This window comes from Thermus sp. KWY1, from assembly GCF_057547025.1.
The window spans coordinates 1-22,107 of sequence record NZ_BAAJPG010000035.1 but is presented as its reverse complement, the minus strand read 5'-3'; the positions used below and the strand labels follow the sequence as shown (position 1 = coordinate 22,107).

14 protein-coding genes are annotated in these 22,107 nt (G+C 66.6%); 3 read left to right on the top strand and 11 right to left on the bottom strand.

The window, feature by feature from the left end; translation table 11 throughout:
• Window positions 1-15 precede the first annotated feature (15 nt).
• Window positions 16-2,343: an ATP-dependent DNA helicase RecG gene (recG, locus tag AC27GT_RS09705; protein WP_487224072.1), complete on the top strand. Its 2,328-nt coding sequence runs from the start codon at window positions 16-18 to the stop codon at window positions 2,341-2,343.
• A gap of 63 nt (window positions 2,344-2,406) precedes the next feature.
• Window positions 2,407-3,153: a hypothetical protein gene (locus tag AC27GT_RS09700; RefSeq protein ID WP_487224071.1), complete on the top strand. Its 747-nt coding sequence runs from the start codon at window positions 2,407-2,409 to the stop codon at window positions 3,151-3,153.
• On the opposite strand, the gene AC27GT_RS09695 is transcribed toward AC27GT_RS09700, so the two are convergent.
• The 5 genes from AC27GT_RS09695 to AC27GT_RS09675 all read right to left on the bottom strand — a co-directional run bounded on the left by AC27GT_RS09695 (window position 3,137) and on the right by AC27GT_RS09675 (window position 9,806).
• Window positions 3,137-4,126, bottom strand: coding sequence for a pectin acetylesterase-family hydrolase (locus tag AC27GT_RS09695; RefSeq protein ID WP_487224070.1), 990 nt, complete (start codon window positions 4,124-4,126; stop codon window positions 3,137-3,139). The genes AC27GT_RS09700 and AC27GT_RS09695 overlap by 17 nt on opposite strands.
• 88 nt (window positions 4,127-4,214) lie before the next feature.
• A complete protein-coding gene (locus tag AC27GT_RS09690; RefSeq protein WP_126186927.1) occupies window positions 4,215-4,592 on the bottom strand; it encodes a CBS domain-containing protein in 378 nt (125 codons plus the stop codon).
• Between the two features lie 131 nt (window positions 4,593-4,723).
• Window positions 4,724-7,657: an AAA family ATPase gene (locus tag AC27GT_RS09685; protein WP_487224069.1), complete on the bottom strand. Its 2,934-nt coding sequence runs from the start codon at window positions 7,655-7,657 to the stop codon at window positions 4,724-4,726.
• Window positions 7,632-8,756 carry a metallophosphoesterase family protein gene (locus AC27GT_RS09680; protein ID WP_487224068.1) on the bottom strand — a complete coding sequence of 375 codons (1,125 nt, stop codon included), beginning with the start codon at window positions 8,754-8,756 and terminating at the stop codon, window positions 7,632-7,634. Before AC27GT_RS09680 ends, AC27GT_RS09685 begins: the two co-directional genes overlap by 26 nt.
• A gap of 33 nt (window positions 8,757-8,789) precedes the next feature.
• Entirely contained in the window at window positions 8,790-9,806 is a 1,017-nt protein-coding gene (locus tag AC27GT_RS09675; protein WP_487224067.1) for a YibE/F family protein, read from the bottom strand.
• A gap of 57 nt (window positions 9,807-9,863) precedes the next feature.
• On the opposite strand from AC27GT_RS09675, the gene AC27GT_RS09670 reads away from it, so the two are divergent.
• On the top strand, window positions 9,864-10,232 hold the full coding sequence (locus AC27GT_RS09670) for a zinc uptake transcriptional regulator (protein WP_019551417.1): 369 nt from the start codon (window positions 9,864-9,866) through the stop codon (window positions 10,230-10,232).
• Here AC27GT_RS09670 and AC27GT_RS09665 read toward each other — a convergent pair.
• From AC27GT_RS09665 to AC27GT_RS09640, 6 genes are all read right to left on the bottom strand, one after another.
• Window positions 10,229-10,627 (bottom strand): DUF4258 domain-containing protein, encoded by a 399-nt coding sequence (locus tag AC27GT_RS09665; RefSeq protein ID WP_015716696.1) that lies wholly within the window; start codon window positions 10,625-10,627, stop codon window positions 10,229-10,231. The genes AC27GT_RS09670 and AC27GT_RS09665 overlap by 4 nt on opposite strands.
• Window positions 10,628-10,683: 56 nt before the next feature.
• A complete protein-coding gene (locus AC27GT_RS09660; protein WP_487224082.1) occupies window positions 10,684-11,298 on the bottom strand; it encodes a ComF family protein in 615 nt (204 codons plus the stop codon).
• The gene (mtnA, locus tag AC27GT_RS09655) at window positions 11,279-12,271 is read right to left on the bottom strand and encodes an S-methyl-5-thioribose-1-phosphate isomerase (protein ID WP_487224066.1); all 993 of its coding nucleotides are present in this window, start codon (window positions 12,269-12,271) and stop codon (window positions 11,279-11,281) included. Before mtnA ends, AC27GT_RS09660 begins: the two co-directional genes overlap by 20 nt.
• Before the next feature lie 9 nt (window positions 12,272-12,280).
• Entirely contained in the window at window positions 12,281-13,342 is a 1,062-nt protein-coding gene (locus AC27GT_RS09650) for a PQQ-dependent sugar dehydrogenase (RefSeq protein ID WP_487224065.1), read from the bottom strand.
• 81 nt (window positions 13,343-13,423) lie between these two features.
• Window positions 13,424-14,455, bottom strand: a complete 1,032-nt coding sequence (gene tdh / locus AC27GT_RS09645) for an L-threonine 3-dehydrogenase (protein ID WP_015716692.1) — start codon at window positions 14,453-14,455, stop codon at window positions 13,424-13,426.
• A gap of 12 nt (window positions 14,456-14,467) precedes the next feature.
• Window positions 14,468-22,107 (bottom strand): translocation/assembly module TamB domain-containing protein (locus AC27GT_RS09640; protein ID WP_487224064.1); only part of this gene is annotated, 7,640 nt, incomplete at its 5' end.

Here is a 22,107-nt window from a genome sequence, read left to right as displayed (position 1 = left end):
AGGCCTAAGGGTATCATGGAGGGCGTGAGGGAAGGGGAACTTCGGGAAAGGCTCCTCAGGCCCCTATTGCGGGAGCTGAAGGATGGAGCCAGGGACCAGGTGGTGGTGGGGGGCCTGGAAAACCTCATCCAGAACCTGGCCAAACCCTTCCCCAGGCTCCAGAGCCTCTTCCAGGGGTATGGGGGAAAAACCCCGGAGGAACGAAAGGAGATCCTCTTGGAGGCCATCCGCTTCCTTAAAGACGGCCTGACGGCCGCTCCCCCAAGGGCACAGGCGGCCTCCATCCCTTCCCCATCCCGCCGCCTTACCCCACAGGACCCCGCCCACCTCCTGGTTCCCCCGCAAAGCCGGAAGAAGCTTGCGGAGCTTTCCCTCCACACGGTGCGGGACCTCCTCCACTACTACCCCCGCCGCTACGAGGACCGCAGGACCCTCCCCGGAGTGCGCTTCCTGGAGGACGGCCAGAAGGCCACCCTCTCCGTGAAGGTCCTCAGCAAGGAGCTGGTGAAAACCCCCAAGAAGGGGATGCAGCTGGTGCAGGTGCGGGTCCAGGACGCCTGGGGATTCCGCATCACCCTGGTCTGGTTCAACCAGACCTGGGTCCTTTCCCAGATCCAGGAGGGCGAGACCCTCATCGTCACGGGAAGGGTACAGAGGCGAAACGGGGTGCAGCTTTACGTGGAGCACTTTGAGAACGAGGGCACCGAGTCCCTCTCCACGGGCCGGATCGTGCCCATCTACCCTGCCAAGGAGGGCATCGGACAGGCCTTTTTGCGCCGCGCCGTCCACCGGGCCCTGGAAACGGCCCTCCCCCTCCCCGACCCCCTGGAGCCTTACCGGGAGGAGCACCGCCTTCTTCCCTACTCCGACGCCCTTCGCCAGATCCACTTCCCCGAGGACGAGGAGGCCCTCAAGAGGGCCCTCCTCCGCCTTAAGTTTGACGAGTACGTGCTCTTGGAGCTAAAGGCCCTCCTGGACGCCGGGGGGCTGGTCCTGGGCCGAAGCTTTAAGGTGGAGGAAACCTGGACGGAAACCTTCAAGAAAACCCTTCCCTTCCCCCTGACCCGGGCCCAGGAAAGGGTTATGGCGGAGATCGCCCAGGACATGCAAAACCCCAGGCAGATGGCCCGCCTCCTCCAGGGGGACGTGGGCTCGGGTAAAACCGTGGTGGCCGCCTACGCCCTCTATCTCGCCGCCCTGAACGGGGCCCAGGGAGCCCTTATGGCCCCCACGGAGATCCTGGCCAAGCAGCACTTCCAGAACCTCACCCGCTACCTCTTCCCCCTGGGGGTGCGGGTGGAGCTCCTTCTGGGCTCCATGACCCCCAAGGAGCGGGAGGGGGTTATCGAGAGGCTTCTTTCCGGGGAGGCCCAGGTGGCGGTGGGCACCCACGCCCTGATCCAGGAGGGGGTAGGGTTCAAGGACCTGGGCCTGGCGGTGGTGGACGAGGAGCACCGCTTCGGCGTGTTGCAGCGGCGGGCCCTCCTGAAGCTGGCCAAGGTGCCCCCCGATGTGCTGGTGATGTCCGCCACCCCCATCCCCCGCTCCCTGGCCCTGACCCTTTACGGGGACCTCGAGGTCAGCATCCTGGACGAGATGCCCCCGGGGAGGAAGCCCGTCAAGACCAAGGTCCTCCCCCACCGCCTCCGCCTCCAGGCCTACGCCTTCGCCCGGGAGGAGGTGAGAAAGGGGCACCAGGTCTTCGTGGTGGCCCCGGCCATCGAGGAATCCGAGGAGCTGGACCTAAAGGCAGCCACCGCCCTCTACGAGGAGCTAAAGGGCCTGCTCCCCGAGGTGCGCATGGCCCTTCTCCACGGCAGGATGCCCGCACGGGAGAAGGATAGCGTCATGGAGGCCTTCCGAAAGGGGGAGTTCGACCTCCTGGTGTCCACCACCGTGGTGGAGGTGGGGGTGGACATCCCCAGGGCCAGCCTCATCATCGTGGAAAACGCCGAGCGCTTCGGTCTGGCCCAGCTCCACCAGCTTAGGGGCCGGGTGGGGCGAGGGGGGCTCGAAAGCTACGCCATCCTCATCGCCGGGGAAGCCAGCCAGAAGACCCTAAAGCGCCTTAAGGTCCTGGAGGAATCGGGGGACGGCTTCTACATCGCCGAGATGGACCTGAAGCTAAGGGGTCCTGGAGAACTCAGGGGCACCCGGCAGTCCGGGTACCCGGAGCTGAAGCTCGGGGACCTCTCCCAGGACACCGAGGTCATCGAGCAAGCCCGGGCCCTGGCCAAGCGCATCCTGGAGATGGACCCCGACCTTTCCCTGCCCCAGCACCAGGCTCTTAAGGAGGAGCTCCGGGCCCAGGCGGAGCGCATCGGCTTCCGGGAGGTTATCTAGAAGGATGCCTGAGGAAGGAAACGGACTTTTGGAAACGGCCCAGGGGAGGTGGGAAGCACTGGGATGAGGGCCTTGCCCCATCCCCATATCCCCGCCTTCGCCTCTGAAGGAGGGATCCTGCGGGCCGAAGGCCTCCGAAGCTATCTTCTTGAGCTGCGGGAGGCCTACACCGCCTACGCCCCGGTACCCTCCGTGACCCTTTACGTGCTCTCCGAGGGGGACTGGCGGGCCCTGGTGCCCTACCCCTACGGCCTGGCCTTCCAGCGAAGCGAGGGGGGAAGGCTTTCCCTCTTTGCTCCCCTCACCTACCCCGAAAGGCTCCTCCACCGTTTCCGGGAGGTCCTGCTTCCCCTAGGGCCTCCTCCCATGGAAATCCCCGCCTTCTTGGACCTGAACCTGGGCCACGAGTACGCCCACGCCCTGCAGGTGGCCTGGCGCCTGAGGACGGGGGTAAGGTGGCTGGACGAGTTCTTCGCCAACTACCTCTTCCTCTTGGGCTTGGCCAAGGCCAGGCCGGACCTAGCGGAATCCCTCCTGGCCTTTAGCCGCTACCTGAGCCGCCTGGAACCGGACAGGCGAAGCCTTTCCGCCTACGAGAGGAGGCGGGGGGACCTGAAAAGCGCCCTCTGGTTCCAGGCCCAGTTCACGCTGAAGTCCCGGGAAATCCTGGAAAGGAAGGGGGACGGCCTCCTCCTGGCCTTCCTCGAGGCCGCCCCCCTGGACCGGAAAAAGGGGCACGCGATCCTGCTGGAGCAGGACCCGGAGCTTAAGGCATGGTTCGCCGCCTTCGGCCTCAGGGGCGCACCCTAGGCGCCGCCTTCCCCTCCGCCAGGGCCCTAAGCCACTCCAGGAAGGAAACCTCCCCCACCTTCAAGGTGTAGAGCTCCGGCCGGGGCAGGATGCAGTGCTGGCCACCCGGGGCCAAATAGAAGGTGTAGTTTTCCGCCTGGGCCGGGGCCAGGACTGCCCTCATGGCGCCTTCCGCCCACTCCCGGGCCGTGGCCTCGGAGGGCGTCCGCTCCCCCTTCATGAGCCCGTAGAAGAAGATCTGGGTGCCGTCCAAAAGGGTGGTGTACTGGGCGATTTGGGCCTTGGGGAAGGCCTTGGCCAGGGCCAGGTAGATCTCGGCCACCTGGGGGTTCGGGGACAAGCCGGGAAGCTCCGGCAGGCGCGGGTTCCACACGCCAAACCCCGGGAAGTCCGGGGTGCGCACCCCCACCCCGGCGTCCCCGCAGACGGCCACGCGGGCGTTTTTGTAGGTGGAAAGCACCTTATCCGCCCAGAAGACCGCCCCGTAGGCCCCGGCGGAGCAACCGGTCACGAAGACCTTTTCCGGGTCCGTGTGGTTGCGGAAAACGTACTCCAAGGCCGCCAGGGCGTTCCTGGCTCCCTGGTGGTGGACCTTGAAGCCCCCGTAGTCCACCGTGGCCCGGCCCACGTGGAGATCCCCCGTGCAGTAGGGCACGAAGACATGGGTCCAGCCGTAGAAGGGATTGGCCACGCTCAGGCGGTTGTAGATGCCCTGGGCCAGAAGAAGCTCCTGCACATCCACCCGCTTGCGGTAGGTCTGGCTTTGCGGGCCGCAGGTGGCGGCGTCCCAGCAGGCCCCACCCCCCTGGAAGTCGATGACCACCTTTTTGGGATCCCCCGGGCTCACGTAGAACCGGTAGGGGGAACCATCCGAGCATACGCCACCTGGAACCTCCACTGCCTTCCAAACAGCCTCGAGGCCCTGGGCCAGGGCCAAACCCAGGAGCAAAAGCAAGGCTAGAAACCGCCGCATTGTTCACCTCCGCCCGCAGTGTATAAGGAGTCTTGAACCAAGTCAAGAAAGGGCAGCCTTCCCGGCCGCCCCAAGGGCAAAATCTACTCTAGAACACCGCCTTGCGCAGGATATCCGTCACGGAAACGATCCCGATCACCTCGCCCTGGATCACGGGAGCCCGGCGGATGCCGGTGTTGGCGAAGAGCCGGGCCACGTACTCCACGCCCAGGTCGGGGTTTACCGTGATCACCGGCTTGGTCATGATCTCGTGCACCTGCACCGTGGCGGGATCCTTTCCGTAGGCGATCACCTTGTACACGATGTCGGTTTCCGTAAGGATGCCGTAGGCATCCTCCTCGCTCCTACGGTCCACGATGAGGGCCCGGAGGCCGGTTTCCTTCATGAGGTTGATGGCCTCCTTCACCGTGGCCGAACCCTGGATCTTCACCACCTCGGTGGACATGATGTCCCTGGCCTTTTTCATGGCACACCTCCACGCCCGGTTGGACGGGGCTTTATGGGATCCGGGCACTTCGCACAATACCCCCTTGGGTATCTTCTTGACCAGGGACAAAAGACCCTTTCCACTTATCTAGTAAATTCCACTCATAAGCCCTAGGCCCACTCCACCCGGCTCCCCGAGGGATGCTTGCGCACCACGAGCCTGGCGGGAAGCCTTTCCGCCAGGGCCTCCACGTGGGTGACGATGCCCACCAGCCGCCCCCGGGTGGGAAGCGCCTCCAGCACCCCCGCCACCACCTCCAGGGTTTCCGGGTCCAGGGTACCGAAGCCCTCGTCCAAAAACAAAGCCCCAAGCCGCCCCCGGGAAAGCTCCTCGGAAAGGGCCAGGGCTAAGGAGAGGCTTGCCAGGAAGCTTTCTCCCCCGGAAAGGGTCTTAACCGGGCGCACCGCCTCGGTCCAGAGGTCCAGGACCTGGTACTCGTCCTCCTTGGAACGCAGGCGGTAGCGCCCGGAGGAAAGGGTAGCCATGAGCTCATCCGCCCGCTCCACCAGGTTCCTCTGCCTAAGGCCCAGGAGGTAGGCGGGAAAGTTGTTCTGCTGGAGGTCAAAGGCCAGCTTCTCCCAGAGGTCCATCTCCCGCACCACCTCCGCCAGGCGGGCTTCCAGCTCCCGGCGGCGCTTTAACCTTTCCCCCATCTCCTTAAGCCGCTCCTCCAAAACAGCCCTTTCTCCCATCCTGGCCTCGAGGCTCCCCTGTACCTCAGAAAGCCTTTCCTCTTCCCGCCGCAAGCGGGCCTCCACCTCCGCCAAAGGGGGAAGGGAACCGGGAAAGCGAGCCCTGGCCTCCCGCTCCACCTCCTCCAGGAGGGCTTCCACCTGGGCAAGCTCCTCCCGGTGGGCCCGGATCCTCTCCGCCAGGGCCTCCCGCTCCTTGGGTGGAAGGTAAAGGGCCTTGGCCTCCTCCTCGGGCATCAGCCCCACCACCCGGCCCTTGGCCTCCTCGAGGGCCTTTCGCTGCTCCTCCTCCTGGGCCAAAAGCCCCGCCAGGGTCCGGGAGGCTTCCTCCCAGGCCCGGGCGAGATCGCGGTCCAGTTTTTCCTTTTTCTCCAGCTCCTCCACCCTCCGGGAAAGGGTCCCGATGTACTCCGGCACCGGCCTGCCCCCCGTCCTCTCCCAAAGCAGGCGGTAAAGCCCGGCCGCCAGGGCCTCCTTCTCCTGGCGCAGGGAGGCCAGGGCTTCCCGGGTCTTTTCCCAGGCCATTTCCGCCTCCTCCTCCAGGCGGGAAAACCCCTGGCGCAAACGCTCCTTCTCCTGGGATAGCCGCTTCACCTCCTCCTCGAGGGCCCGGGCCTCCCCCTGTTTTTCCCGGTACTTTTCCCTTAGCTCCTGAAGCCTCGCCTGCGCTTCCTGAAGCTTCCCTTCCAGCTCCTTGGGATCCCCGTGGATGGGCTCCACGCCCAGGGTTTCCAGGGCCTCCCGCTTGGCCCTTTCCTCCTCCGCCACGGCCCCAAGCTGGGTCAGGAGCTCCTTAAGGGCCTTCTCCCCTTCCTCCCGCCTCCTCCTCAGGTCCGAAAGCCCTCGGTTCTCTTGGGAATGGGGAAGGACATGCACCACACCCCCACACAAGGGACAGGGCTCCCCCGGCTGCAAAAGATCGCGGTAGGCGAGAAGCCCCAGGCGCCTTTCCTCCTTGGCCAGCTGGGCAAGCTCCGCCTCCAGGCGCCTTTTTTCCTCCTCCAAAAACTCCCGCCTCCTCCTTAGCTCCTCCAGCTCCTGCCGAAGCCGGTGGGCTTCCGCACCCCTAAGAGCCTTCTCCAGAGCCTCCACCTGGGCTCGGGCCTGCCCTCCCTCCTCCACCAAGGCCTTCAGGGCCTCCCTAACCCGGTTCAGGGCTTCTTCCTTCTCCCTTAGCCGCCCTTGCTCTTCCACCAGGCGGGATAGCTCCCGCTCCCTCTCCGCCAAAAGGGCTTCCTCCTGGAGGAGGGATTCCAGGGCCTCCGCGTAGGCCTCGGGAGCCAGGCCCAGCCTGGGAGCCAGGTGCTCCTTCACTCCCACCCGCCGCCAAAGGGCCTCGAGGGCCCTTAGCCCCTCCGCCTGCAGAAGAGCCCTTTGCGCCTCCTTTAGGGCCTCGGGGTCAAAGGCCAGGGCTCGGCGGTCCCCTTCCAGCTGGAAAAGCCGGGCGCGCACCCTTTGGAGCTCCTGCGCTGTGGCCGCCAGGGCCTCCTCCTTCCTTCTCAAGTCCTGCCACAAAGGCAGGGCGGCCTCCGCCTCCAATGCCTTCTTGAGCCTTTCCTCCACCTCCGCCATGCGGGAAGCCTCGGCCCTGAGGCGGCCCAGGCGGCCTTCCAGCTCCCCTTTGCGAAGGAGAAGCGCCTGAAGGCCTTTGAGCTCCAAAACCCCCTCCTCCAGGCGCCTTTTCTCGTTCTGAAGGCGGGCGATCTCCCGGGTTAGGTCCGCCAGGGCCCTTTCCAAGTTCTCCTTGGCCTCGAGGCTCACCCCAAGAAGCCCCGCAAGTTCCCCCTCCAGCCGGCCCTTCTCCTCCATCAGGGCCGCCTTGCGGGAAGCCGCCTTTTCCCTGGCCCTTTCCAGCCGGGTAAGCTCAAAGAGATCCAGGAGAATCCTGCGCCTCTCCTTGGCCTCCCCCTTAAGGAAGCGGTCAAACTCCCCCTGGGGAAGGAGGAGGGCCCGGGTAAAGGCCTCGTAGGTGAGGCCCAAAAGCTCCTCCAAGGCCCGGTTCAAGGCGTCCAGGGTCTCCAAGGGTAAAAGCCGCTCCCCCACCGGGCCTAGCTCGAAGAGCCGCCCGTCGCTCCGCTTCCCCCGCACCCGCTCCACCCTGTAGACCCTTCCCCCCACCTGGAAGGTGAGGCGCACCCGGGCCTCGCTGGCACCCGGGTGGACCAGGCTCCCCACGTTCCGCCCCACCCGGGGCACCACCCCATAGAGGGCAAAGGCCATGGCGTCCAGGAGGGTGCTCTTCCCGCTCCCCGTGGGCCCGGTGATGGCGAAAAGCTCCACATCGGAGAAGTCCACCCCCTGCCGCTCCCGGTAGGGGCCAAACCCCTCAAGCTCCAGGCGCAAGGGCCTCAAGCTCCACCTCCTTGAGCACCTGGTTAAACCGCTCCAGAAGCCCTTCCTCCTCCCGCCCCCGTTCCTTCAGGTAGCGGTCGTAGGCCTCCACCAAACCCAGCTCCGGGGCCAAGGTCCCATTCCCCCCATCCTCAGGCCCTCCTGCGGTTTCCACCGCCAGGAGATGGGGAAGCCCCTGGAAGAGCCTCTCCTTCACCGCCGGGGAAAGCCGGCCCTCCACCACCACCCTGAGGTACCCGGGAAAGCGCTCCAGCTCGGGAAGCCTGCCGTCCAGCTCCTCGGGCTTCAGGCGGAGGGTTTTAAGGGGCTTCCCCCAGCGCTCCCTTATGGGGTGGACCCGGACGGGCCCCCTCTCGGGCACCTCCACCAGCAAAGCCCCCCGCTCCGCCTCCTCCCCTTCGCCGAAGTCCAGCTGGATGAGGCTTCCCGCATACCAGGCCACAGGGGCCTCGGAAACCTGTTGCTGGCGGTGGATGTGGCCCAAGGCCACGTAGCGGGCTCCCAGGGGCAAGGTGGAAGGGGGAACAGCGTAGCTTCCCGTAAGGTGGAAGACGAACTCCCCCGCCCCCGGGCGAACCCCCTCCAGGGCAAAGTGCCCCAGCATAAGAGGGCTTTCCAGGTTGGCGAGGATCCGCCGCATGGCCTCCGCGTAGGTGCGGTGGCGCTCCTCGGCCTCCTGCAGAACCTTTTTCACCAGGATACGCTCGGATACAAAGGGGAGAAGGGCCGCCCTGAGCCCTCCCACCTCCACCACCCCCCCTTCCTCCCGGAAAAGGGGCCTTCCCCGCACCGCCGCCCCCGCCAGGGCGAAGAGGGGGGCAAGGGCCTCGAGGCGCTCCTTGGGATCGTGGTTGCCGGCGATGACCAAGGCGGGCACCCCAAGCTCCCTAAGGCGCAGGAAAAACTCCACCGCCATGGCCTCGGCCTCGGCGGAAACCTGGGGGCGGTCAAAGAGATCCCCGGAAACCACCACCAGGTCCACCCCCTCCTTGGCCACCATCTCCAGAAGGATTTTCAACGCCTCCCCGATCTCGGGGGTGCGGTCCACACCCTTTAATACCTTGCCCAGATGCCAGTCCGCGGTGTGCAATAGGCGCACGGCTTCCATTATGCCAGCCACCGGTCTTCCGCCTTAATGGGTGTGGCCATGGTCCTCGGGAGGCCCACCCCTTCCCCCCTGAAAGAACCAGGCCGCCATCAGGGTGGTGAGGGGCACCGCCAGAAGAAGCCCCAAGGAACCCAGCACCATGGAGGCGATCTCCGCGGCAAAGGGCTCGGTGTTCAGGAGGAAGCGCAAGGGGGTGGGATCCCGGGTGAGGAGAAGAAAAAGGGGCAAGGAACCTGCGGCGTAGGCCAAGACCAGGGTGTTCACCAGGCTGCCGATGTGGTCGTAGCCCACCTCCATGCCCCTACGGTAAAGCTCTCCAAGGCCAAAGCGGGGGTTGGCGTGGGCTAGGGCCTGGACCACCGCCGCCTGGGTCACGCTCACGTCGGTCAAGGCCCCCAGCGTACCCACCACCACCCCCGCCAGGAAGAGGGAGAGGAGGTCCACACCCCCCCATTGCCTGAGGAGCAGGGCTTCCTCCGAGGCCAGGCCTGTAAACCCCATGCTTCGGGTGAAGAAGAGGGCCAGGAACAACACGAAGGCCACCGAGGCCAGGGTGCCCAACAGGGCAGCGGTGGTCTTGCGGTTTACCCCGTGGACCAGGTAGACGGTGAGAAGAAGCACCCCCACGCTTCCCAAAAAGGCGTAGAGAAGGGGATTCCCACCCGCCGCCACCCTGGGAACCACGAGGTAGACCACCACCAAAAGGCTCAGGAAGGTGCCTAGAAGCCCCCTAACCCCCTTCCCCCGGCCCAAAAGGGCTGCCAGAAAGGCAAATAGGCCCAAAAGGCCAAGGAGCCAGGGCATGCGATCCGGCTCGGCCACGTAGGTTTTACCGCCCTCCTGGTAGAGGACCACCCGCTGGCCCACCCGGTACCCGCCCCCGTCCACGGGTAGAAGGGCTTCCAGCCTCCCGCCCTCCACCTCCACCAGGGCCACACCCCGTTGGGCCTCGAGGGCCAGGATCCTTCCCACCAGATACCTTCCATCCCCCTGGGCTAAGGCGGGAAAAAGAAGGAGCCCCAAAAGTATCCAAGGGCGCATACCCCCACTCTACCCGGCCACGATGAAAACTTCTTCTCAACTTGCTATCCTAAGGCCATGGAGCGCTCCACCCGGCAACGGCGGGCCATCCGGGAGGCCTTTTTGGAGGCGGGCCGTCCCCTTTCCCCCCAGGAGGTCCTGGAGCTCGCCCGGAAGAAGGTGCCCTCCTTGGGCCTCGCCACCGTGTACCGCACCCTGAAGGGGCTGGTGGAGGAGGGATTCCTCACCCCGGTGGCCCTTCCCGGTGAACCCTCCCGCTACGAACCCGCAGGAAAGGGGCACCACCACCACTTTCTCTGCCGCCTTTGCGGAAGGGTGTATGAGCTTTTGGGCTGCGACCTGGCTTTGGAGGGCCCCCTGCCCCCGGGCTTCCTGGCCGAGGGGCACGAGGTCATGGTCTACGGCCGCTGCCCGGAGTGCACCTAGTCCCACGCGGGGTAGGCCTCCTTGGGCCTACTCCAACGCACCTCCTCCAAGGCCCCGTCAAAGCGCAGGATGGCCGCCAGCCGGGCCCGGGAGTACACCCGGTAGGGTTCCTTGGGGATGAAGGCGGTCACGATGTCCACGTGCCGCGGGGTGGCGTACTCCAGCACCACATGCAGGGGAAGCTTCAACCGGGGAGGAAAGATCATGTAGCCCAAGACCAGCATCCTTTGGTCCTCGGGGTAGATGGCCAGCTCCCTGCCCCATTCCAAGGCCCTGAGCACATCCAGCTCGGTGAAGCCCTCCTGAAGCATGTGCTTGGCCACATGGGGCCCCAGGCGGTAGCGGCCTTCCCGGAGGTGGGGGAGAAGGTCCGTTAACCTGCGAAACTTCCTCACGCAAACCCACCCCCTTTGCCTCAGTCTAGGGCCAGGCATAGGGAAAAGTGTGGGCTTTAGCGGTAAGGACCCAGGGCCCCAGGGTCCCGCACCGCTAAAAAGGCCCCGTAGACCCGGCTTGCCCCTGCCTTAAGGAGGGCTTCCTTGGCCCTTAAGAAGGTGGTCCCGCTGGTGAGGACGTCGTCCACGAGAAGCCAGCTTCCCTCCACCCGCAGCACGGGAACAAATAGATCCTCGGGCAGGCGGCGCCGGGCCCGGCCCCGGGTGGGCTGGCTTGGAGTGTAGCGCGCCCGCCGCAAAACCCGGAGGTAGGGAAGCCCAAGGCGGGCTGCCAGGATCCGTCCCAGGAGCTCTGGGGGATTGTAGCCCCTAACAACCAACCGGGGAAGCAGGGTGGGGACGGCGGTGACCCCGGAAAGCCCCCAGCCCTGGGCCAAGACCGCCTCCGCCAAGGGTTCGGCCAGGAGGGGGGCAAGGCCGAACCGCCTGCCGTACTTCAAGGCCCGCACCATCCCTCCCACCCGCCCGTAAAGGCCCAGGTAAACCATCTCCCCCGCGGCAAAGGCCTTAAGGCCCTGGCGGCAGGCGGAGCAAAGAAGGGGTGCATCCAACTTCCCCCCACATCCCGGGCAGGCATGGCCCAATAGGCCCTCAAGAAATCCCCAAAGCATCCCGTAAGGCTTCGTCAAAGGGTGGGTAGAGGATCCCCTTCTCCGTGATGATGCCCGTAAGGTAGCGATGAGGGGTAATGTCAAAGGCAGGATGGTAGGCAGCCACCCCCAAGGGGGCGAGGCGCACTCCCCTTAGCTCCAAGACCTCCTCGGGGGAGCGTTCCTCTATGGGGATCCCCTGCCCACTTTCCAGGCTTGGGTCCACGGAGGAAAGGGGCAGGGCGGCATAGAAGGGAATCCCGTGGTGGTGGGCGAGAACCGCCAGGGTATAGGTGCCGATTTTGTTGGCAAAGTCCCCGTTCAGGGCCATGCGGTCCACTCCCACGATGACCGCATCCACCCGGCCCTGGGTCATGAGGAAGCCCGCCATGTTGTCCGCGATCAAGGTGGCGGGAACCCCAGCCTTCTTTAGCTCGTAGGCGGTGAGCCTGGCCCCTTGCAGGTAGGGCCGGGTTTCATCCACCCAGACATGGGAAACCCGCCCCTGGCGGTGAGCCTCCACAATAGCCCCCAAGGCGGTGCCGTACCCCCCCGTGGCCAGGGGGCCGGTGTTGCAGTGGGTGAGGACCTGGCCCCTTAGCACCTTGGCCCCATTTAGGCTTATGGCCCTTTCCGTTTCCTCCACCTCCCGCCAGATGGCCTGGGCCTCCTTAAGGCTTCCCGCCAGGTTCCCCCAGTGCGGGCGCATCCGATCCAGGGCGTAGAAGAGGTTCACCGCCGTGGGCCGGCTCTGCCTTAGAAGGCGGTCCGCCCCCTCAGGGTCCTCCCCGCTCAGGTGGGCCAGCACCATGCCATAGGCGGCGGAGACCCCGATGGCCGGGGCCCCCCGCACCACCATGGCCCGGATGGCTTCCGCCATCTCCTTGGCGGTGCGCACGGGAACCCAGATCTCCTCGAGGGGAAGCTTCCTCTGGTCCAGAAGCCAGAAGACCCTTTCCTTCTCATCAAAGCGAAAGGGCAGGATCCTTTCCACCCCTAAAGCCTAACGCAGCCTTAACACCTTGTCGTCGTTGGGGCGCACCTGGCCCCGGCCATCGCGGTTGGAGGTGGTGACGTAAAGGGCTTCATCGGGACCCACCTGCACCTCCCTCAGGCGGCCAAAACCCGAAAGGGCCGTTTCCACCCGCGCCACCCGCCAGTGGCCCTTGTCCCCGTCCAGTACCAGCCGCAAGAGGGCCTGCCCCCTGAGGCCCGCCACGTACAGGTCCCCCCTCCAGAAGGCCAGGTTTCCGGGAGGGAAACCCTCGGGCCAGAAGTGAAGAGGGTCGCGGTAGCGGGGGTCGTCCCCCCGTCCCACCACCCGGGGCCAGCCGTAGTTGCCCCCCGCCACGATCACATTCACCTCGTCATAGCCGAAGCCCTGTTCCCCGCTGGGCCCGTGCTCGCTGGCAAAAAGCTCCCCGGTCCTCGGGTGCCAGGCCAGGCCCTGGGGGTTGCGGTGGCCATAGCTATAGATCTCGGGCCTGGCTCCGGGACGGTTCAGGAAGGGGTTCCCCGGTGCCGGCTTGCCTTCCGGGGTGATCCTGAGAACCTTACCCCCCAAGGAGGACAGGTCCTGGGCCAGCTCCCGCTCGTACACCTCCCCTGTGGTCACGTACAGCATCCCATCGGGACCGAAGGCGAGCCGTCCCCCGGAGTGCAGGCCGTGAAAGCGGGCGGGAATGCCGTCCAGGACCACCCGGTCCAGCACGCCCCTATTCCCTTGGTGCCTCAGGCGCACCACCTGGTTCCTGAGGCCTCCTTCCTCCACCGTGCGGTAGGCGTAGAGGTAGGGCACCCGGGGAAACTGGGGATGGAGGGCGAGGCCAAGAAGCCCCGACTCCCCCCGGTGGTAAACGGGAAGCTCCGCGTAAAGCGAGGCCCTTCCCCCCTGCACCCACTGAATCCGCCCCGGCCGTTCGGAGACCAGGAAGCTCCTGTCGGGTAAAAAGGCCAAGGCCCAGGGCACCTCGAGGCCCCCCACCACCTCCTCCACCCGAATCCCCTGCGCCCGAACCAGGGAAAGCCCCAAAAAACCCAGGAGCACCCGCCTGCGGGAAACCATGCCCACCCCCTTTGGGGGAAGCCTAACACACGAACCTGGCACCCAGGGTGTACCCCGCACACCCCTGGAGGCCAGGGGAACCTAGGCCTTGGGATCCAAAATCACCTTCACCGCCTGCCCCGAGGCCAAGAGGCCAAAGGCCTCCCGGTACTGGCTCATGGGCAGGCGGTGGGTGATGAGGGGGGTAAGGTCCACCCGGCCCGAGTAGACCAAGGCGGTGCCCTGCATCCAGGTCTGCCAGAGCCTTCTTCCCGCGATGCCGTAGGCGGTGATCCCCCGCATGACCAGCTCCCCCGCCAGGTCAAAGCGAATGGGGTCCGAGGGAATGCCCAGGATCCTGGCCTCCCCCCCCGGGATCAAGGCCTTAAGCCCCTGGTGGATGGCCACCTCATTCCCGGAAAACTCCAGGAGGACCTCCACCCCGCTTCCCGTCACCTCCTCCACCACGGCAAGGAGATCCTCCTCCAGGGGGTTCACGAGCCGGTCGGCGTAGGGCCTGGCGAAGTTCAGGCGGTAGGGGTTGGGGTCGGATACCAGGATAGGCCCGGCCCCGCTGGCCCGGGCCACCATGGCCGCCATCAGGCCGATGGGCCCCGCCCCGGTGATGAGGACGCTTTTCCCGGAAACCCCGCTTCCCGCGTACACGGTATGCACCGCATTGCCGAAGGGCTCCAGGATGGCCCCCACCTCAAAGGGCAGGTCCTTGGGGTTCACCCAGGCGTTTTCCGCCGGCACCACCACGTACTCGGCAAACCCGCCGTCCCGGTCCACCCCCAGGATCTGGGTGTTGAGGCAGACATGGTAGTTGCCCGTGCGGCAGGCGGGGCAGGCATGGCAAACAACATGGCTTTCCAGGCTCACGTGGTCCCCCACCTGGGGCCTTTTCACTCCGGGCCCCACCCGTTCCACCACCCCGCTGAACTCGTGGCCGGTGATGAGGGGAGGCTTGATCCGGCCCCTCGCCCAATGGTCCCACCGCCAGATGTGGAGGTCGGTGCCGCAGATGCTGGCAGCCTCCACCCGCACCAGGATCTCCCCCGGGCCCGGCTCGGGCACGGGGCGTTCCACCAGGGTTAGGCCCTCTTCCGGGGCCAGCTTGGCCAAAGCGCGCATACCTGGGCCATGCTACCACCGGTAAAGGGCACCCACGCCAAAGCGGGTGGTGTCCGCCGCCTCGAGGCTAAAGCTCAAGCCCAACGCCGGGGTAAGGTCGTACCCCAGGGTGAAGGTGAAGCGGGCAAGCCTGCCATCCCCTGGCAGGAAGGTGGAGCCCAGGGAAAAGGTGAGGCCATCCCGGCGGTACTGGGCGCTCAGGGTCTGCTCCCCCCTGAGGTCCAGCTCGTAGCCCAAGAAGAGCTCGGGGCTCAGGTACTTGCCCACGGAAAAGCGGGTTTCCTCCAGATCTCCCCCCTGGAGAAGGGGAAGCTGCACCTGGAAGCGGTCAAGGCCCAAGGAACGGGCGAGCTCCCGCTCCAGCTGGCCCAGCACCAGGTTCTCCAAAGCGGCCCCCAGGGCCACCTGGGGAAGGGTTTCCGCCAGCCGGGTGACATCGGGGGTACCCAGGGTGAGGAGAGCGTAGATCTCGGGCTCACTGAGGGCGGGATCCGAGGTGAAGTGGGGCTCGAGGCGCACCTTCACCCGGCCGTTTTCCCGCAAAAACTCCCCCGTGGCCTCCAGGAAGACCTTGTGGCCCCGGGTTTCCGTCTGGGCCTTAAGGCGAAACTCGGGGAGGATGCCCCGGTCCGGGAAAAAGCGCAGGAAGCTTGCCGTGGAATCCAGGGTAAAGAGGGAATCCCAGAGGCGGAAGTTACCCCACAGGGCCTCCACCTGTCCCGACAGGTAGGGGTCGGTGTAGCTTCCCCCCAGAAACACCTCCCCCTTGAGCTCCCCCTGGGCCAGGCTTTCCTGCACCAGGACTCCCCTTTCCGCATACACCCGCACCCCCTCGAAGACCAGGGGCACGGGGGTGGGCTTTCCCGCCCCGCTTCCCCCCAGCTCCACCCCCCCCTGGGTCAGCTCCTTGGCCCTTGCCTCCGGCAGGGCCAGCCTGGCCCGAAGGACCTCGGCGTTGCCCGTGAGGTGGTAGGTGCCCTTCTCCTCGTAGAGGAAGAAGCTCTTCACGTCCAGAAGGCCCTCTTGCAGGTAGTACCGGGGATAGTAAAGGGGAAGGCGGCCGTAGCCGGCAAGGCGCAAGGGAAAGAGGGTTCCCTGGGCCTGGGCCTCCCCAAGGCGGATCTCCACCCCGTAGCCCGGGTAGCGGAAGGCTACCTCCGCCGGGGTTTCCTCCTTCAGCCCGGGCAGGGTAACCACGCCCTTGGCGCTAACTTGAAATTCCTCCAATCTGCCCTCGAGGCCCAGCCTGGCCTTCCCGGGGAAGGGAGCCAAAAGGGTGAGCTCCCCCTCCGCCCGCGCCCCCCCGTTCAAGGAGAGTAGCCCCTGGGGAAGGTATCCCGCCACCGGCCCCAAGCGGAAGCGGAAGTCCTTGAACTCCACCTGGAAACCCTCCCCCTTAAGCCTCAGGAGGAGGCTTCCCGAACCCTCGGGCCGGTACGGCTTTAAGGGGGGCACCACCTGGAGCACCGGGGTGAAGACCGTGTCCTTGAGGCTTAGGTAAAGGTCGCTTCCCTCCGGGCTCCAGTACCCCCCGCCCTCCCAGCTTCCCCGGCCCAGAAGGCGGAGCCGGTCCACCAGGACCCGGCCTCCTTCCAGGCGGAAGACCGCCTGGCCCTTAAGCTCATCCCCAGCCCCCACGAAGCGCAAGGCCTCCCCCACCAGGACCCCCTCGCCCCGCAAGGGGTGGGAAAGGGGAAGGCGGAGCCGCACCGCCCCCGTCCAGTAGGCCTCCCCCTCCAGGGGCCCCGCCACCGCCATGAGGAGGAGATGGAGGGGAAAGCCCCGGAGGGAAGCGGAAAGGTCCAGCCGATCCCCCTCGAGGGCCACTTGGAAGGGACTTTGCCCAAGCTGCCCCTCCCCCTGCACCAACCCAGGACCCAAAGCTCCCGCGAAGAGGAAGGGCAGGCGGCTTCCCGCCACCTCCGCCTCCCCCTCCAGCCGGCCCTGGGCCCGGGTACCCTCCAGGGCCAGCTCCCCGGAAACCACCCCCTTCAGATACGGAGCGTAGCGGCCCACGAGATCCTCCAAGGCCGCTCCCTCCAGGCGAAGCCTGCCGCTAAGGGGAAGAAGCCTTCCTTTGGCGGTGATCCGGCCCACCGCTCCCTCCAACGCCCCCTCCACCTGGTATCCTTCCCCAAAAACCCGGCCCCGGAAGCGGCTTTCCAGGGGGGGAAGGGGAAGGTCCACCCGAACCTCCCCGGCAGGGGGATAGGTAAGCTCGCCGGCAAGGTAGGGACCCTCCGCCCGGAGCCTGGCTTCCAAAAGCCTCCCCTCCACCTCCAGGGCCTGTTCCCCCGCCCGGTAGGAAACCCGGTAGGCCCCTCCAAGATCCACCTCTCCCTGAAGCCTCCCCGCCCCCGCCGCCCACCAGGAAAAGGCAGGATGCTCCCCCAAGAGGCGCACCCGGTCCTTCGCCCCTTCCAGGCGCAAGCGGAAGCCGGAAAGGTCCAAGGCCAAGGCCCCCTCCACCTGGCCCCCGGCATAGGCCAAGGCCCCTTCCCCTTGGGGGCTGGTCAGGGTCAGGGACAGATCCTTCAGGTTCACGCTGCCCTCCAGGGGCAGGCCCACCCCGGGCACCCGGTACTCCAGAAGAAGCCTATCCCCCTGCCCCAAAACCCCAAGGCCTCCGGGCAACAGGGCTTTAAGGATCCTGCCCTCCCCTTCCGCCTGGCGGGCCGCCAGGTCCAGGCGCACTTCCCCCACCTCCAGACGAGGCCAGGCCAGGCGCACCCTTTCCCCCAAAACCTCCCCCTGGAGTTCGGGAACCTGTTTGCCGGAAAGCTCCAGGCTTCCCTCCTTAAAGGCCACCTTTCCCTTCCAGGCCTCCTGCCAGGCCACCTGCCCCTCGAGGTCCCCGTGGAACCCCAGGGTGAGCCCTTCCCTTCCGTACCGCCCTTCCACCTCAGCCCTCCGGCCCCAGGCCAGGAGGGCCAGGTTCAACCCCACTTCCCGCCAGGGACCCTCCATTCTGCCGGAAAGGGTCAAGGGACCATAGCGGAACCCCTCAAACTGGAAGGCCACGCCCTTAGGCCCCACCTCGCCGGAAACCCCCGCCCCGGAAACCCCCACCTGGAAGCCCTGAAGCCCCTTAAGGGAAAGCGCCACCTCCCCGTAGCGGTACTGGCCCTTAAGCCACTCCCCGGGATAAACCCCATGGGCCCAAAGCTCCCCCAGGCCCCGGGGCAGGGCCCCGGCGTAGCGGTAGGCCAGGCGGAAGGGGGAAAGATCCAGCCGCCCGGAAAGGGGAAGCCCCTCTCCCAAAAGATCCAGGCCCAGCCCCTCTCCCCGGGCCAGGACCGCTCCATAGGGAGTGGAAAGCCTGCCCTCCCCCGTAACCCTTCCCGGGTACCCCTTTTCCGCCAGGTAGCGGTACTGGCCCTGGAAGGCCACGCCCTGGTACGCCAGGCTCCCTGAAGCCCAGGCCTCGAGGCCCGGGCACCTCCCCAAGGGCAAAGGCAGGCAGAACCCTCCCTCCCATAGGCCCTGCCAGGCCCCCTCCCCCTGGAGCTGGAACAAGCCCGCCCCGAGGTCCACCCTTCCAGCAAGCCCCCCCTGGGGCAGGAGGTAGCGGAGGGTGAGGAGGCCGGAAAGCCCCTTCCGGTAGCGGGCTTCCCCCATAAGCCCCGGCCCCTGGAAGCTCCCCACCACCTCCCCATCCCGGTACCTCACCCCCACCTTCTCCCCAAGCACCTCCCCCAGAAGCTCCGCCCCAAGAGGCCAGAGCCAGGCCTTCCCGGATAGCCGTCCCTCCGGACGCTCCAGGCTTACCTGAAGGGCCTCCTGCCAGGGCCCATCCGCCTCCGCCTTAACCCGCACGGGAAGGCCAAAGGGGGCGAGGTCCCGGTCCAAGTCCAGGACCAGATGCCCCTCCGCAAGCCTCAAGCGGAAACCCTCCGCCTCCCCCACCAGGGAAAGGGCCTCCACCCCTAAGGGCCCGCCCCGGTAGCGGTAGGCAAAGCGGAAGGGCAAAACCTCCCCGTTCCCCAAGAGGCTTCCCTGGCCCTCGAGGTGGCCCAAGGTCTGACCCCCGGAAAACCCAGGCCACCCCGCTTGAAAACTCCCCTGGGCTTCCAGCCGGGCCTGGCCCAGCTCCAGGCGGTATTGGGCCTTTCCGGAAAGGAAAAGGTCCTCCAGGGTTGCTTCCGCCGCCACCTCCCCCGGAAGGTCCTTGCCCTTTAGGGTAAGGTGCAAAGGCCCTTCCCCCTCCCCCTTTAGGAGAAGCCCATGCCCCTCCCCCCAAAGCCTTCCCCGATACCCCTCCGGGCCCCAGGAAAGATCCAACCGAAGGACCATTCCCTCCACCTTGCCCTCGCCCTGCGCCGAAAGGTGCCAGGCCCCGTCGTACCGGGCCATCAAGGCCAAGGGCGCCTCCCAGGAAACCTCCGCCCGGGTTCCCTCCCCCTCTAGGCGCAAGGGCCCTTCCTGCTCCAGGTAGCGGAGGCTCTTAAACCTTCCCTCCCCCCGGTAGCGGCTTCCCTCAAAGGCCCACGCCACCTCCCCTTCCCCATACGGGGAGGCATGGCGCAGGGTACCCTCCCCCCTCAAGGCCAAGAGGTTTACCCGGCCCGCAAGCTCCGTCCACCCAAGCCCCTCTTGCTGGTAGCGGGCTTCCAGGGCTACACCCTCCAAGGAACCTCTAAGCCCAAGCCCCACAGGACCGTAGCGGAAACTCCCCTCCACCTCCCCTTGAAGCCCGGGCCCCAGGTGGAACCTACCCTCCCCGGACACCTCCCCTAGCCCCCAGAGCCTCCCCTCCTTGGGAGCCCAGGCCAAACCCGCATCCCGATCGGCGAGGAGGAGGCGGAGAATCCCTTCCCGGTAGTCCAGGACCAGGGATTCCGCTCCATAGCGCACCCGCGCCCAGGCCTCCCCTTCGCCAGAAAGGGTCAGCCTTCCCCCCGCCCTTCCCGCAAGGGAAAGGCCCAGGGCCCGGGCCAAAGGGGCCACCTCCTCCAGGGAAAACCTCACCTCCTCCCCCGTTAGCGCCGCCTCGCCGCCCTCCCACCTTAGGGCCAGGAAGGGCTTACCCTGGTATTCCCCCTGGAAGGTGAAGGGCAGGCCGGCAAAGTTCCCCTCCCCCTTCCCCGCCACCTGAAGCCCCTGGCCCTGGAAACTCCCCGCAATCCTTCCCTCCCTTCCCAGGGCAGCAAAGGGCAAGGCCAGGCTACCCCTATAGCTAGGTCCCTCCCCCTCGAGGGACAAGGGACCTTGCAACCGGTAGCGAAGACCTCCCTCCTCGGTCCACACCTGGCCCGAAAGGGGCAGGCCGCCAAAGTAGGGAAGCCGAGTCTCCCCGGAAAGCCCCAGGCGGAAGGCCCGCCAGGGCCCTTCCCCTTCCGCCTTTAGGCGCACTCCTAGCCCGTTTTTCTCGTACTCTCCCCGCACCGCCAAGGAAAGCCCTTCCGGGGAAACCTGGCCCTCTCCCTGGAAGTAGGGCCCAGAAAGCCTTGCCTGGGCGGAAAGAAGTTCCTCCCCGGTGAAAAGGACCTCCCCATAGGGGCTTTCCAGCCTAAGCCTTCCACCCCGGGTGCCCCAGGTGCCGCTGGCCCGTGCGGGAAGCCCCCAAGGGGAGAGGTCAAAGGCCTCCGCCTGGAGCAGAAGGCTTAGCTCCTCCTCGTACCCTCCCAGGAGACGAAGACCCGGAGCCTGGCCCTGGAAGCGGAAGCCCGCCCCCCGCCCCACCAGGCCGAGCCTTAGGTCCAGCTTCTCCAGGTGGGCCTGGGCCTGGTAGGCAAGCCCCAGGAGGTCCAGCTTCCCTGCCATCCGCACCGGACCCACATAGGGAACCTCCCCCTGCCCCCTTACCCTTAGATCCCGCCAGCCTCCCTGAGCCTCCACGCGGCCATAGGGAGAGGAAAGGCTAAGCTGGCCTCGTTCCAGGGTACCCTCCGCCTGGAAGCGGCCGGAAACCCCTCGGTACCTCCAAGGAAGGGCCAGGTGGAAGGGATACCGCCCGGCGAACTCCAGCCTCCCCACCCCCAGCACTTCCAAACCTTTCCGGTCCAGACGGAAGGCCAAAGGAGGCACCTCGAGGCCCTCCGGCAGGGGAGGGAGGAACCTACCCGCAATCCGCAGCTCCGGGTAGACCTCCCCTTCCCCCTGGGCGTACCCCTTTAGCCCCGCCAGGACCAGCCTTCCACTCTCCCCCTGCAAAACCCCTGCCAGCCAAGGGGTTTCCACCCGGGCCCAGCCCTGGAAGCCCCCATCATAGAGGAGGTCGGCCCCAAGGACCAAGGGTCCCAGCCGCGCCCTTCCCCTCAGGCTTAAGCCCCCTTGATAGCGCAGGAGAAGGTCCTGGGCCTTCAAGGTGAGGCCCGGCTTTGGGCCGTAAGCCCCAGCAAAGGGGAGGCTTCCCCAGGGGGTCATGAACCTTCCCTGGATCTCCGCCCCCAGGCGGCGCAGGTTCCCTTCCGCCTCCAGATAACGGCCCTTCAGGGCAAGCCTTCCCGAAAGCTCGCCATCCCGGTACAGGGCTTGCCCGGAAAGACGGAACTCGTCCAGGGCGTGGATGGGCAGGTCCCGCAGGCGCAGGGCCAGGATCCCACCCCGGTACTCCCCCTCCCCGTGAGGGGTTTGGAAACGGTAGGCCCCACCTTCCTGCCACACCCATAGAGGAAAGCCCGTGTAAGGGGAAGCGTAGCGCAGGTGGGCCTGAAGCCTTCCCCCTAAAAGCCTTCCCTCCCCTTCCAGGCTCCCCACCTGCAAGGGCGTGGGGGAAAGCTTTAGCCCAAGCTGGCCCCAGCTCCCCCCAAGGGCCAGAGGACCAAGCCTTCCCGAAACCCGGTCCCCTTCCCCCGCCACCTCCCCCGAAAGATCCAGGGGCCGGAAGAAGGGAAGGTGCACCCCAGGGCTTTGCACCCGGGCCTGCCACTGGCTTCCGTCGCTTTCAAAGGCCACCTGGGCCCATCCCTCTAGGGGCCTGGGCCAGGCCACCTGGCCCTGGGCTTCCGTGCGGTTTCCCTGGCCCTTGAGGACAACCCTGCTTCCCAAGGAGTCCTCCAGGCTCGCCTGGTAGCCCTGGCCCATCAGGCCAAAGCCCAGCCGGTAGGTGCGGTCAAAAAGCCTGCCCTCCGCCTCGGCCTTCAGGGAGAAGACCCGGTCGAAGGAAAGGGTTCCCCGGTGGCGGAAGGGCTCGGAGAGAAACCGCCCCTCCCCCCAAAACCTCCCCTTGACCCGGATCCGGTCCCAGCCTTCCCCCTCAAGCCGAAGCTCCCCATCCCCCTCCACCGGCAGGGAAAGGCGGTAGTGCCGGGCCAGGGCGGGAAGCCGGGGCCGGCCCGTGAGAAAGAAGCGGTAGCGTTCCGCCTTCAGGTCCACCTCGGCCCTTGCGGAAAGGGGCCCCTCGAGGCCCACCCCCTGAAGCCTGGCCTCCACCCGGTCCTCCCGGAAGGCCACCTCCCCCTTGACCCCGGTGAGGAGGAAGCCCACCAGCTCCACCACCCCGCCCTCTACCCGGTTCTCCCCCTCCAGTCCTCCGGGCCCAAGGCGCCAGCTCCCCCAGAGCCTGCCCCCTTTCAGCCCCTCGTAGAAGAAGGAAAGCCCCCGCACCTCTCCCTGGTAGCGCACCTCCCAGGCGGAGAGGTCCGGGGCCAGGGCCCTGGCCTCCCCCTGGAAGCTCCCCCCGGGGAGCCGGGCCACGAAGGTATAGGGGT

What these genes read in the sequence shown, in the direction of transcription:
- AC27GT_RS09660 (WP_487224082.1), bottom strand. Translation starts at nt 11,298, where the DNA reads ATGCTTTGGGGATTTCTTGAGGGCCTATTGGGCCATGCCTGCCCGGGA.
- AC27GT_RS09690 (WP_126186927.1), bottom strand. Translation starts at nt 4,592, where the DNA reads ATGAAAAAGGCCAGGGACATCATGTCCACCGAGGTGGTGAAGATCCAG.
- AC27GT_RS09650 (WP_487224065.1), bottom strand. Translation starts at nt 13,342, where the DNA reads ATGGTTTCCCGCAGGCGGGTGCTCCTGGGTTTTTTGGGGCTTTCCCTG.
- AC27GT_RS09695 (WP_487224070.1), bottom strand. Translation starts at nt 4,126, where the DNA reads ATGCGGCGGTTTCTAGCCTTGCTTTTGCTCCTGGGTTTGGCCCTGGCC.
- AC27GT_RS09700 (WP_487224071.1), top strand. Translation starts at nt 2,407, where the DNA reads ATGAGGGCCTTGCCCCATCCCCATATCCCCGCCTTCGCCTCTGAAGGA.
- recG (WP_487224072.1), top strand. Translation starts at nt 16, where the DNA reads ATGGAGGGCGTGAGGGAAGGGGAACTTCGGGAAAGGCTCCTCAGGCCC.
- AC27GT_RS09675 (WP_487224067.1), bottom strand. Translation starts at nt 9,806, where the DNA reads ATGCGCCCTTGGATACTTTTGGGGCTCCTTCTTTTTCCCGCCTTAGCC.
- tdh (WP_015716692.1), bottom strand. Translation starts at nt 14,455, where the DNA reads ATGCGCGCTTTGGCCAAGCTGGCCCCGGAAGAGGGCCTAACCCTGGTG.
- AC27GT_RS09670 (WP_019551417.1), top strand. Translation starts at nt 9,864, where the DNA reads ATGGAGCGCTCCACCCGGCAACGGCGGGCCATCCGGGAGGCCTTTTTG.